Raw genomic sequence first — 14,551 nt, 5'->3', positions numbered from 1 at the left:
GTTAAGGACGCCGACGTTCATTGGCATTATCGGAAATTGTGCGGACGTGCGACCGAAATGGCAAGCGACACTCAGAATCGAGACACCCAGGAAAACACCTCGTCAGAAGGTAACACTACGGAAACCAGGACGACCCTGAATTCCGATAGCATCCTGCATTCGGGGCTTCTCGATAATCGAGATGAGCATCTCGACAAGGCGCACGACTATCATCTCGACCAGGACATGGGCGAATCCATGGAACAGGTCAACGCCAACCTGCACCTTGGAAGCGACGAGGAAGAACAACGCTACGTCGAACAGGAAGACCCATCGTCCGGCGCGCAAGGTATCGGGTTTGAGGATGATGGTACGGAGCTTTCTGCGCTTGAAGACAGCGATGCAGTCAATGCATACGCTGAGCAATCTTCCGACAATTCAACTGGCACACAGGACTTTTCAGGGTCGAACAGCGACGATTTGCCGTTGGGCGGCGGCACGTCCGCAAGCATAGCTTCTGCTCTGGATGATGGATCGAACCAGACCTATTCGAATGGCTCTGCAACCAACCCGGGCGACGGCACCTTCAGTAGCCAGAATGGCCAGGTGCAGTCAGGCGCAGGTTTCGATGACGGCAACGACGACCTTGCCGCGGGCATCGTCGCTTCCGATTTGTCTGCGGTCACCGATATCGATGCAACTGAAAACGCCGTTGACGAAAATTCAGCAGTCGGATCTGCAACCGGCATTCGGGCAAGCGCAACCGCCGCAGAAGGGGCCAGAGTAACCTACAGCCTCCTGGACGACGCGGGTGGTCTGTTCTCCATTGATCCCGAGACGGGCATCGTTACGGTAGCAGGTTCGCTCGATGCCGAAACGGCTGGAAGTCACCAGATCATCGTGCTTGCCACCGGATCCGACGGAGCGACGCAGACAGAAACCTTCACGATCAATATCCGTGACGTAAACGAATACGACGTCAGCCCGATCAGCACGGTCGGCGCTGTTGCGAACACAATTTCCGAAGGTGTAGACAGCGGCAGTCAGTCTGGCATCACTGTTGTGGCGACCGACCGGGACGTGAGCGACAGTGTCTCCTACTCCATAGACGACCCGCGCTTTGTCATCGATGACCAGGGTGTGGTCAGCATTGCCGAAGACGCCGTGTTTGACGCTGAAACCGAAGCGACTGTCTCCTTCACTGTGACCGCCACCTCCACCGACGGCTCGCAGTCCACGCAAAGCTTCACATTGAAGGTCGAAGACGAAAACGAATACGCTACGTCCGCAGTTCAGGACACAGACACTTCCGCCAACACCATCGCGGAAGATGCTGCGGCTGGTACGCAGGTGGGCGTCACCGCATTCGCCGAAGACAAGGATGTAACGGACACCGTCTCCTACACCGTCGATGATCCCCGTTTCACGGTTGATGAGAATGGCGTCGTTCGAGTTGCGGATGGCGCGAGCTTCGATGCCGAAACCGAAGGTTCCATCGATATCATCGTGACAGCAACCTCGACCGACGGTTCGACCTCGGAAGAGACATTCACGATCGCGGTATCTGACGTCGATGAGTATGACGTCACCGCTGTTACCGATACGGATTCTTCGGCCAACACCATCGCGGAAGATGCGAGCGCGGGCACCCAGGTTGGCGTAACTGCACTGGCGACTGATGCAGACGCCACAGACACTGTCTCCTACTCCGTCGACGACGCACGTTTCACTATCGATGAGAACGGCGTGGTTCGGGTTGCGGACGGTGCTAGCTTCGACGCCGAAACCGAAGGGTCCATTGACATCACTGTCACGGCGACCTCCACCGACGGTTCGACCTCGGAAGAGACCTTTATGATATCGGTGTCCGACGTCGATGAATATGATGTCACCGCCGTAACCGACACAGATACATCTGCCAATATAATTGCAGAAGATGCTGCAGCTGGCACGCAGGTGGGCGTCACTGCATTCGCCAAAGACCAGGACATCACCGACACGGTTTCTTATTCGGTTGATGATGCCCGCTTCACGGTTGATGAGAACGGTGTCGTTCGGGTTGCCGACGGCGCAAGCTTCGACGCGGAGACCGAAGGGTCCATCGACATCACCGTGACCGCTACCTCTACCGATGGATCGACTTCGGAAGAGACCTTCACGATCTCGGTGTCAGACGTTGATGAGTATGACATCACCGCGGTGACCGACACAGACACTTCCGCCAACACCATCGCGGAAGATGCTGCGGCTGGTACGCAGGTGGGCGTCACTGCATTTGCCGAAGACAAAGATGTAACGGACACCGTCTCCTATTCCGTGAACGACGCCCGTTTCACCGTTGACGAAACCGGCGTGGTTCGGGTTGCAGACGGCGCGAGCTTCGACGCGGAAACTGAAGGGTCCATCGACATCATCGTGACGGCGACCTCGACCGACGGTTCGACCTCGGAAGAAACCTTCACGATTTCCGTTTCAGACGTCAACGAAAGCGCTGTTTCCGCTGTCACCGACACGGATTCCTCGGCCAATACCATCGCCGAAGATGCGAGCGCTGGTACGCAGGTTGGCGTGACCGCTCTGGCAACTGATGCAGACGCCACCGACACGGTTTCTTATTCGATCAACGACACCCGTTTCACCGTTGACGACAAGGGTGTGGTTCGGGTTGCGGATGGTGCGAGCTTCGATGCCGAAACCGAAGGCTCCATCGATATCATCGTGACGGCGACCTCCTCCGATGGATCAACTTCGGAAGAGACCTTCACGATCTCCGTTTCAGACGTTGATGAATATGACGTCACCGCCGTGACCGACACAGACGCATCTGCCAATACCATTGCAGAAGATGCTGTCGCAGGCACACAGGTTGGCGTCACCGCATTCGCCGAAGACAAGGACATTACCGACACGGTCTCCTACACCGTCAACGACACCCGTTTCACCGTTGACGAAAACGGCGTAGTTCGGGTTGCCGATGGCGCGAGCTTCGACGCCGAAACCGAGGGCTCCATCGATATCATCGTCACGGCGACATCGACTGACGGTTCGACTTCGGAAGAGACCTTCACGATTTCCGTTTCAGACGTCAACGAAAGCGCAGTCTCCGCTGTCACCGACACGGATTCTTCCGACAACACCATCGCGGAAGATGCAAGCGCGGGCACTCAGGTTGGCGTGACCGCCCTGGCAACGGATTCAGACGCCACCGATACCGTCTCTTATGCTGTCAACGACGCACGATTCACTATCGATGAGAACGGCGTGGTTCGGGTTGCTGACGGCGCAAGCTTCGATGCCGAAACTGAAGGGTCCATCGACATCATCGTGACGGCGACCTCGACCGACGGCTCGACCTCGGAAGAGACCTTCACGATTGCGGTTTCCGACGTCAACGAAAGCGCCGTGTCCGCTATTACCGATACCGATTCTTCCGACAACACCATCGCGGAAGATGCAAGCGCGGGCACTCAGGTCGGCGTGACCGCCCTGGCAACTGATTCAGACGCCACCGATACCGTCTCTTATGCTGTCAACGACAGCCGCTTTACCATCGACGAAAACGGTGTGGTTCGAGTTGCGGATGGCGCAAGCTTCGACGCCGAAACCGAGGGCTCCATCGACATCATCGTGACGGCGACCTCCACCGATGGATCAACTTCGGAAGAGACCTTCACGATCTCCGTTTCTGACGTTGATGAGTATGACGTCACCGCCGTGACCGACACAGACGCATCTGCCAATTCCATTGCAGAAGATGCTGTCGCTGGCACACAGGTTGGTGTCACCGCATTCGCCGAAGACAAGGACATCACCGACACGGTCTCCTACACCGTCAACGATGCCCGTTTCACGGTTGACGAAAACGGTGTGGTTCGGGTTGCAGATGGCGCGAGCTTCGACGCCGAAACCGAGGGCTCCATCGATATCATCGTCACGGCGACTTCGACTGACGGTTCGACTTCGGAAGAGACCTTCACGATTTCCGTTTCAGACGTCAACGAAAGCGCCGTGTCCGCTGTCACCGACACGGATTCTTCCGACAACACAATTGCAGAAGATGTAGCTGCCGGTACCCAGGTTGGCGTAACGGCCCTGGCAACGGATGCTGACGCCACCGACACTGTCTCCTACTCCGTTGACGACGCACGATTCACTATCGATGAGAACGGCGTGGTTCGGGTTGCTGACGGCGCAAGCTTCGATGCCGAAACCGAAGGGTCCATCGACATCATCGTGACGGCGACCTCCACCGACGGCTCGACCTCGGAAGAGACCTTCTCCATCGCGGTGTCTGATGTTGATGAGTTTGACATTTCAGCTGTTACCGATGCCGACACTTCTGCCAACACCGTTGCGGAAGATGCTGTGGCAGGTACCCAGGTTGGTGTGACCGCATTTGCCGAAGACAAGGACGTCACAGATACTGTCTCATACTCGGTGAACGATACGCGCTTCACTGTTGATGACAACGGTGTCGTCCGTGTGGCTGAGGGTGCGAGCTTCGATGCGGAAACCGAAGGTTCCATCGCCATTATCGTGACGGCGACCTCAAGCGATGGATCGAGCTCTAAAGAGACCTTCACAATCGCCGTTTCCGATATCAATGAAAGTGCCATTACTCCCGTAACTGATACGGACGCAGCGGCAAATTCGATTACCGAAGATGCCGCAGCCGGAACGCAGGTTGGCATCACGGTTCTTGCGACCGACAGTGACATCACTGACACGGTATCCTACTCGGTAGACGATAACCGGTTCACGGTGGACGAAAACGGCGTAGTCCGCGTTGCAGATGGTGCTTCTTTCGACTTTGAAAGCGAACCCAACATCACTCTGACGGTGACCGCGACGTCTTCAGACGGCTCCACGTCTTCGGATGCATTCTCGGTTTCAGTAACCGACGTTGCTGAAGACTATCAGCTCGAAGACGGCGGCCAGACCTTCACCGATGTTACTGTCGCTGAAACCAGCATCACCGGCGGCTCCGGTGACGATACCATTGTGGCACACGCCGACGGTGCCAACGTCGATGGCGCAGATGGCAACGACACGATTGCCGGAAACAATGCTGCCGATACTCTTGCAGGTGGTGCGGGTGACGACACGATTGAAGGTGGCGCCGGGAATGACACGATCTATGGTGAAAATGCACCTGTGTCCGGCACCTGGCACTACCAGGTTTATGACCACAACTTCAGTGGCGATGCCGGCCAGACTGTCGACATCTCCTCAGGCACGCTGATTGATGAGGGAACGACAGATGCGTTCGACCTGGACACAATTGTCCAGGGTGCGCGCGGGTCGACTGATAACCCTGAAGATTTTGGTGTCATTCTGACGTCCAACTTCACTGCCACCGATGGCGGCACCTATCGTTTCTCCACCCGCTCGGACGATGGATCCACCATCGAGATCTTCGATGCCTATGGCAACCGACTGACGTTCACCAACCAGAACGGTACGCAGACCGACTATCTCGACAACGATTACCACCAATCAGCGACCACCCGCTGGGCGGACGTTGATCTGGAACCGGGTGAGATCTACACCATTGTCGTCAAGGTCTGGGAGAACCAGGGAGAAGAGGTTCTCGATGCAACGGTAACGCCTCCAGGCGGAACGTCAGTAGACCTGTTCACCTCCGATTTTGTCAGTGCGGCCGCGGTTATCCCGGGAGACGACACGCTGACGGGTGGTGCCGGCGACGATATGATCGACGGCGGGCTAGGTACTGACACAGCGGTCTACAGCGGCAATTTCGCTGACTACACCATTACCGAGAACGAAGGCATCTTCACCGTTACGGACAATCGTCCAGGTTCTCCCGATGGTACCGACACCGTCGTGAATGTTGAAAACTTCCGGTTTGCCGATGGCGATGTTCTTTCGGGCGATTTGATCGCGCAGGATATTTCTGCCGTTACCGACAAGGACAGCAGCGCAAACACGGTTGCGGAAGACGCTACCGCAGGAAAGGCTGTCGGTGTCATCGCGTTCGCTGAAGATGGAAACACGTCTGATACTGTGTCCTACACCGTAGATGACGATCGCTTTGTCGTGGACGAAAACGGCGTTGTCCGGGTTGCGGATGGGGCCAGCTTCGACGCGGAAACCGAAGGTTCCATCGACATCGTTGTAACCGCCACATCTTCCGATGGCTCGGCTTCCGAAGAGACATTCACGATTGCCGTGTCCGACGTTAACGAATACGACGTCTCAGCCGTTTCCGACACCGACGCCGCGACGAACACGATATCCGAAGACGCATCTGCCTGGACAAAGGTTGGTATAACCGCACACGCGAGTGACGCGGATATCACCGCGTCTGTGAGCTATTCCGTCGATGACAGCCGCTTTACTGTCGATGCGAATGGCGTCGTCCGTGTTGCCGATGGCGCCAGCTTCGATGCAGAAACCGAAGGATCCATCGACATTGTCGTGACTGCCACCTCCTCTGACGGTTCCACGTCGCAGGAGACCTTCTCGATTGCCGTTTCCGACGTCAACGAGGGCGCCGTTTCAAACGTCACCGATACGGACACCTCTGATAACACGATTTCGGAAGCAGCAACTGCCGGCACTCAGGTTGGCATCACGGCCCTGGCAACAGATGCAGATGCCTCTGACACGGTTTCTTACGCTGTTGATGACACGCGCTTCACAATCGATGAAAACGGTGTGGTTCGTGTTGCCGATGGTGCCAGCTTCGACGCAGAGACCGAGGGGTCCATCAACGTTACCGTGACCGCGACGTCTTCTGACGGCTCGGCTTCAACGGAAACCTTTACCGTAGCGGTGTCTGATGTTGACGAATACGACGTTTCCAGCGTGACTGACGCAGACATCTCGGCAAACACAATCGCAGAAGATGCAACCGCAGGCACACAGGTTGGTATCACGGCGTCGGCAAGCGATGCCGATGTCTCGGATACGGTTTCCTATGCTGTCAACGACAGCCGCTTCACCGTGGACGAAAACGGCGTGGTTCGGGTAGCGGAAGGTGCGAGCTTTGATGCGGAAACCGAAGGGTCAATCGACATCATCGTGACGGCAACTTCAACCGATGGCTCAACCTCGGAAGAAACCTTCACGATCGCCGTTTCCGACGTCAATGAAGTTGCCGTATCTGCGGTGACCGACATCGATGCGACGGCCAATGGCTTCGCGGAAAATGCCGGAGAAGGCACCACTGTCGGTATTACTGTTCAGGCAACAGACAGTGATGTGACCGACACGGTAACCTATACGGTGTCCGATAACCGGTTCACCGTTGGCGACGATGGCCTGGTAACGGTAGCCGCCGGAGCAACGTTTGACTACGAGAGCGAACCGACCATCAACCTGACGGTGACCGCGACCTCTTCTGACGGCTCCACGTCTCAGGAAACCTTTGCTCTTTCGGTTGCCGACGTCGCTGAAGCCTATCAGATGGCCGAAGGTCAAACGACCTTCACCGACACCGGCGTCGCCGAAACATCCATCACCGGCAACGACAGTGCCGACACGATTACCGCTCATGACGACGGCAGCACCATCTACAGCGGTGCGGGCGACGACACGATCTATGGCGGCGCAGGCAATGACACCATCATGTTCGGCGAAGGCAACGACGTCGTTTACGGCGGTGCGGGCGACGATTTCATCGATGATGAGCGTGGCACCCAGCCGAACACCGGTGACAACTACCTGGATGGCGGCGAAGGTAACGACTCCATCTTTGGCGGCAGCGGGAACGACACACTGATCGGTGGCGCAGGCAACGATAGCCTGTCCGGCGAAAATGACGACGACACCCTTCAGGGCGGCTCAGGCAGCGACAAGCTGTACGGCGGCGCCGGAAACGACACGCTCGAAGGTGGGGCCGGCAACGACTATATCGACGGCGGAAGCGGTACAGACACCGCAATCTATTCCGGTAACCGTTCCGACTATACCGTTACCGAAAACGCGAACGGCACCTACACGGTAGTCGACAACCGCTCCGGCTCGCCGGACGGAACCGACACTGTCGTCGGAGTTGAGAACTTCCGCTTCGCGGATGGCGACATTCTTGCAGGCGATCTTGTCGCGAAAGATATTTCTGCGGTTTCGGATACGGACGGTTCTTCCAACAGCATCGCTGAGAACGCAGGCGCTGGCAGCACTGTTGGCGTAACAGCCTTTGCCGACGACGCGAACACCTCTGACAGTGTGACCTATACTGTCGATGACGACCGTTTCACGGTTGACGAAAACGGCGTGGTCACCGTCGCGAGCGGTGCGAGTTTCAATTACGAAACCGAGACGGAAATCACGCTCACCGTTACGGCAACTTCCACAGACGGATCGACATCGCAGGAATCCTTCACGCTGGATGTCATGGATGTGGCAGAAGACCTGCAGCTTGCAGACGGCAGCGCCACCTTCACTGACACCGGTGTGTCTGAAACATCGATCAGCGGCGGGTCTGGCAACGACACGATCACCGCCCATGACGACGGTGGCAACCTTTATGGTGGCGCAGGTGATGACACGCTGATTGGCGGCTCAGGCAACGATACGCTGTCCGGTGGAGCGGGTTCCGACACGCTTCAGGGCGGCGATGGCGATGACACGTTGATTGCCGGCGACGGCGCAGCCCCAACAAACGGTGGAACCAATACGGTTGGCGCCACCTACTCTCTCATCCACCTGGGAACCATGGCGGATGTCGACACGGATGAGAACAACGGCGTCAGCGAGAATGCCTCCAGCCTGCTGGGATCTTATGGCGATGCAGGTACCCCCCTCTACACGCAGACGGTGAGAGCAACCGCAAACGACACCAATGGTGACGGGGTACTGGCGGACAACGATTTCAACGGCACAGCAGAGACCCTGACAATCGGCGGCACGAACTATGCCCTAGATTCCCTGCAGACCTTTGATGCGACAGTCACGTTCACGGACGGAACCACCGGAACCATTTCGGCGGTCGTCATTCAGCTCGACAATGGTGATGTCTATCTGGCTCCGGAATACATGTCGAATGCGGATTCCGACCTGCTTTCCAGCAAACCTATCGTTGGAATTTCACTTGATACGCTGACCATCAACGACGCTAGCATGTACGCCAACAGGCTTGACTCCGAATACCAGGTTCCAGGCGACACGCTCGAAGGCGGTGCAGGCAACGATACACTGATTGGCGGTGACGGGGCGGACATGCTGGAAGGTGGCTCCGGCAACGATACCATCGACGGCGGCAAGGGCGCGGATACCGCCATCTATTCCGGTAACTGGGAAGACTACAACATCGTCCAGAACGAAGATGGCAGCTACACGATTTCCGATCTTCGCTCCGGCGCTCCTGACGGTATCGATACGGTGTCCAACGTCGAGAACTTCAGGTTTGCCGACGGAGAAATCCAATCGGAACATCTGATCGATCGCCCAATTAGTGATGTGACCGATACCAACGCGTCCGCCAACACAATCCACGAACTGGATGGTGCCGGCACACAGGTTGGGATCACCGCCTTTGCCGACGACCCGAACGGCGATGCAGTTACCTACACTCTGAGTGACGACCGTTTCGAGATCGATGCCGACGGCAATGTCACGATTGCAGACCATGCGTTCTTCGACAGCGAGATTGAAAATTCGATCGATCTGACGATCACCGCCACTTCCGCGGATGGATCCCAGTCGAGTGAATCCTTCTCGATTGCCGTTACCGGCGAATATGACGTCACCTACAACGATACTGACGAAAGCAATACCGGCAGCGGTGCAGGCTACGACTATACGTACCACCTTGACGGCGCCGGTGGTGATGACGTTATCGAAGGCGGTTCAAACAACGACAGGATCGAAGGCGGCACCGGTAACGACAACATTTCGGCAGGTGACGGCCGCGACCTTATCTTCGGTGGCGACGGGCACGACAACATCAGCGGTGGCGCTGGAGATGATGTGATCATCGGTGGTCTTGGCAACGACAACCTGAGCGGTGGTGACGGTTCCGACCTGTTCATGTACGGCCTGGGCGACGGCAGTGACACCATCAACGCAGGCATGGGGGCCGGTTGGACAGACGTTATCGATCTGGGTGGTGGTCCAGGGATCACTGCCGCCGGCGAATACGGTACGGACTGGACAGTGACGATCACCAACGGCTCGATCGAGACAACAGACCTTGAAGGCGGCAGGCTCGACCTTTCCCAGGATGCCGACGGCTACATCGACTTTGCAGACGGCAGCCGTGTCAACTTCAACGATGTTGAGGAAATCCGCTGGTAGCTGATGTCACCGGACAGCGGTGACTGACGAAAAGCCCCGCCGGAAACGGCGGGGCTTTTCATTTATCTGCCAGTGACAGAATTCGGAAAATGGGATTTGGATATGACCCGGCTCAACGTTCGCTGAGCGGATCTCCGATTGCGCGGGTGACCGGCTTCAACATGTACTGGAGCACGGACTTGGACCCTGTGACGATCTTTGCGTCAACGACCATGCCTGGCGAGATTGTTTCAGCGCGCGCACCCTGCCCGATCGTGTTGGTTTTCAGCGGGATCATGGCCTTGAAATAGTAGTTGCCGTATTCATCCCGAAAACTTGACGCCGAGATGACGGAAACTTCCCCCTTCAAGGTACCTTCGATATTCGGGTCGAAGGTCGTAACGGCGATTTCTGCCTCGTCACCGACATCCACATGGCCGATATCGCGCGGTGAAACACGAACCTCGGCAACAAGATCGCTATCGCTCGGCACAATTTCGGCAACCACATCGCCAGGCGCCAGTACACTGCCCGGACCTTTGAGATAAAGCGCCTTGATGTGCCCGCTGACCGGAGCTCGCACGAACAGTCGGTCGTACCGGTCTTTCTGTTTATCGGCTTCGAAAGTCAGCTCACTGCGCTCCTGCGCAACCCGGCTGCGCTCTACGGCCTGCTCCTCTTCGGCTACGGCTATCGAACGTTCCAGGCTGGCGGTTGCCTCCGTCAACTGTGCTCGAACGCTGCCGCTCATACCGTTCAGTTCGCTCAAAAGGCTCTGGGCATTCTGAAGAGACGACTTGGCTTCCAGAAAGCGCCGCTTGGATGTGTAACCCTGTTCGAAGAGGTTTTCCTGGATCTTGTACTGTTCCTGCTGGATCTCGATCTGGGTTTCCTGCAGGGCTATCCGTTCCAGGATACTGGCTAGCTCTGCCTGCTTTTCGCTCACCCTCGCCTTCAAGGCCTGCTGTTCTTTTTCCAGTGCCAGGCGTTGCGCGTCATAGGCAGCCTGTTGCGCTTCGCTGAAGCCTGCATCGGCGCCTAGTCTCAGACCATTGGCGGCACTGCCAAGACCCGGATTTCCGAGCCGCTGCTCTTCGGTCGCCAGAAACTTCAAGCGGGTCTGGACCTTCTCGAGATCACTTGACGCCGCGGTTTCCTGCAACCGAACGATGGGGGTGCCTATTTCAACCAGTTGGCCTTCCTGAACCAACACTTCTGCAACGATGCCACCTTCCAGGTGACCGACAGTCTGCACCTTGCCTGCCGGAACAATTTCCCCTGTCGCACTGGCGACTTCACGCACCTGACCGATTGCCGCCCACGCCAGAAAAGCCGCCGCAGTCAGCGACAAAACCTGCAGAACGCGCCGGTACGCGACTGGCGGCGGGCCTTCCTCAAGTTCAAGAGGAATGTCCAACGAAAAATTGTCAGCGGTGGTTTTACGGATAAACATGTTGCCCTAGCGCTGGCCGAAACTGGGCTAACTATTGACGATTAAAGTAAATATCAGCTGAATCGGGCTGACCATATTTTACGCGCCTTTTCTCACAAGAGTTGAAATCCGGACGTGTTGCCAGTTGCGAACCGACCAAAGTGAATTGGCGTACCGGAAAACTGCATTCTGCCTTTGACCAGAACGGTTCGTCGTGCATTAATGTCACAACATTATCGATTTTCATGCAAAAGGTGTGATGCTTTGGGAGGGGCGCATGACAGACCGTGATACTGTGCTCGCTGAACAGCGGGATGGCTGTCTTTTTCTAACACTCAACAGACCGGACCGGCTCAATGCCTTCAACGAAGCCATGCATCATGCGCTCCGCAAGCATTTGACCACCGCAACAGAAGACAGCTCAATCAGGGCAGTGCTGCTGACCGGGGCCGGCCGCGCTTTCTGCGCTGGTCAGGACCTTTCCGATCGCGACATGCGCGGAGGTGGCGAGGCACCTGATCTCGGAGTAACACTCGAGACACTTTACAATCCCCTGGTTCGGCAAATCAGGGCTCTCAGAAAGCCTGTCATCTGTGCGGTCAACGGCGTTGCCGCGGGTGCAGGCGCCAATGTAGCGCTTGCCTGCGATATCGTCCTCGCCGCCCAGTCTGCCCGTTTCATCCAGGCTTTCTCCAAGATCGGCCTGGTGCCCGATTCGGGCGGCACATGGTTGCTGCCACGCCTGATTGGAGAAGCTCGTGCGAAGGCACTCGCCATGACGGGCGAACCGTTGGGGGCCGAAACAGCTGCCTCCTGGGGCCTCATCTGGAAGGCAGTTCCGGATACGGACCTCATGACGGAGGCCGGAACGCTGGCAACGCAGCTGGCCGCGGGGGCAACCACCGGCCTTGCGCTTACCAAGGAACTGATACAATCGGCAGCAGACCAGTCACTCGATCGGCAACTGGACGCCGAGCGCGATAGCCAACGTCAGGCAGGACGCACGAATGATTATCGGGAGGGCGTCACCGCTTTCCTTGAAAAGCGGTCCGCCCGATTTACCGGCGCTTGAATGAGGCACAGAATGACACCGGATGAATTTGCGCGCGCCTGCGCCGATCGCATGTGGTCGCAGGATACGGCGACACAGCACCTGGACATGAAACTTGAAGATGTACGTGCCGGACATTCGACGATGGCGATGACGGTTACGAAGGCCATGACCAACGGCCACGGCATTTGCCACGGCGGCTATATCTTCACGCTCGCCGACAGTGCCTTCGCTTTTGCCTGCAACACGTACAACCAGGTTACGGTTGCCCAGCATTGCGACATCACGTTTCTGGCACCGGCCCATCTCGGAGACCGCTTGACGGCTACGGCCAGCGAGAAATCGCGTACCGGCCGATCCGGCCTCTACGACGTGACGGTGGCCAACCAGAATGGCACTGTCATTGCCGAATTCCGCGGCAATTCCAGAACGACCAAAGGTACAATCTTGCCGGAATGACGGCGAGCGGCCCGGCGGGCTGCTCAAGGGAGGAAAATATGGAAAATCTGGCTCCGCGACCGGGAGATCTTGAGCCTATTGAAACAGCCAGCCGGGACGAATTGTCGGCCCTGCAGCTGAAGAGACTGCAATGGTCCCTCACCCATTCGTATGAAAACGTTCCGCTTTTCAAACAACGCTTCGACGAGAAAGGCGTACACCCTTCCGACCTGAAGACCCTCTCGGACCTGTCGAAATTTCCGTTTACGACCAAGAGCGATCTCCGGGACAATTATCCGTTCGGTTTGTTCGCTGTCCCGCGCGACAAGATCGTACGCGTACACGCCTCCTCGGGCACGACCGGCAAACCAACGGTGGTTGGCTACACAGCCAACGATATCGATATGTGGGCCGGTCTCGTCGCTCGCTCCATTCGAGCCTCTGGTGGCCGTCCGGGTGACATCATCCATGTTGCTTATGGCTACGGTCTCTTTACCGGCGGACTGGGCGCCCACTACGGCGCAGAAAAGCTAGGCTGCACGGTTGTTCCGGTCTCCGGTGGCATGACGGAACGCCAGGTGACACTTATCCAGGACTTCAAACCGCGCATCATCATGGTGACGCCGTCCTACCTCCTGTCCATTCTGGATGAATTCCGGCGGCAAGGCATCGATCCTCGGGAAACGTCGCTTGCGACGGGGATCTTCGGCGCCGAACCCTGGACCAACGCAATGCGCAAGGAAATCGAAGACGCGTTCGACATGCATGCCGTCGACATCTACGGCTTGTCGGAAGTGCTTGGACCAGGCGTTGCCAACGAATGCGTTGAGACGAAGGATGGTCTCCACATCTGGGAAGACCACTTCTACCCGGAAATCATTGATCCGGTGACCGGCGACGTTCTGCCGGACGGTGAAATTGGAGAGCTGGTCTTCACCACGCTTACCAAGGAAGGCCTGCCAATGGTCCGCTACCGCACGCGCGACCTGACCAGGCTCCTGCCCGGCACAGCCCGGTCCATGCGGCGAATGGAAAAGATCACCGGCCGATCTGACGACATGATCATTCTGCGCGGCGTCAACGTATTCCCGACCCAGATCGAAGAACAGATCCTGAAATGCCAAGGCCTGTCGCCGCATTTCCAGATAGAGCTTTCCCGGTCCGACCGCCTGGACGTCATGACAGTGCACGTCGAAGCCCTGCCGACAGCAGCAACAAGTGACGCACGTCAGGCATCGGCGAAGGAACTCTCGCATCACATCAAGAGCGTGGTCGGCGTATCCGCAAGGATCGATGTTGCCGAGCCCGGCAAAGTGGAACGTTCCGCCGGCAAGGCAAAGCGGGTCGTCGACAACAGACCCAAGGAATAAGGGAACACGCAGGCCAGGCGTTCGGAGGACGTTTCTCCAAGA

Annotated in this window: 5 protein-coding genes; 4 read left to right on the top strand and 1 reads right to left on the bottom strand. The window is 57.2% G+C overall.

The genetic code is table 11. The features are described 5' to 3' along the window. The first annotated feature begins 57 nt into the window (after positions 1 to 57). Positions 58 to 10,239, top strand: coding sequence for a cadherin domain-containing protein (locus ACVDG9_RS12055; RefSeq protein WP_447238064.1), 10,182 nt, complete (start codon positions 58 to 60; stop codon positions 10,237 to 10,239). A gap of 112 nt (positions 10,240 to 10,351) precedes the next feature. Here the strand turns inward: ACVDG9_RS12055 and ACVDG9_RS12050 are convergent, their stop codons facing one another. Next, on the bottom strand, positions 10,352 to 11,635 hold the full coding sequence (locus ACVDG9_RS12050) for an HlyD family type I secretion periplasmic adaptor subunit (RefSeq protein WP_209009505.1): 1,284 nt from the start codon (positions 11,633 to 11,635) through the stop codon (positions 10,352 to 10,354). Positions 11,636 to 11,927: 292 nt separating this feature from the next. Between ACVDG9_RS12050 and paaG the strand changes: the two genes are divergently transcribed. The 3 genes from paaG to paaK are packed head-to-tail and all read left to right on the top strand — an operon-like array spanning position 11,928 to position 14,509. Further along, positions 11,928 to 12,722 carry a 2-(1,2-epoxy-1,2-dihydrophenyl)acetyl-CoA isomerase PaaG gene (gene paaG, locus ACVDG9_RS12045; RefSeq protein ID WP_022998693.1) on the top strand — a complete coding sequence of 265 codons (795 nt, stop codon included), beginning with the start codon at positions 11,928 to 11,930 and terminating at the stop codon, positions 12,720 to 12,722. Between the two features lie 12 nt (positions 12,723 to 12,734). Next, positions 12,735 to 13,160, top strand: coding sequence for a hydroxyphenylacetyl-CoA thioesterase PaaI (paaI, locus tag ACVDG9_RS12040; RefSeq protein WP_022998694.1), 426 nt, complete (start codon positions 12,735 to 12,737; stop codon positions 13,158 to 13,160). Between the two features lie 38 nt (positions 13,161 to 13,198). Then, the gene (paaK, locus tag ACVDG9_RS12035) at positions 13,199 to 14,509 is read left to right on the top strand and encodes a phenylacetate--CoA ligase PaaK (RefSeq protein WP_447238063.1); all 1,311 of its coding nucleotides are present in this window, start codon (positions 13,199 to 13,201) and stop codon (positions 14,507 to 14,509) included. Positions 14,510 to 14,551 lie beyond the last annotated feature (42 nt).

Source organism: Roseibium sp. RP-7, assembly GCF_053005225.1.
This window is presented reverse-complemented; position numbering and strand designations above follow the sequence as displayed.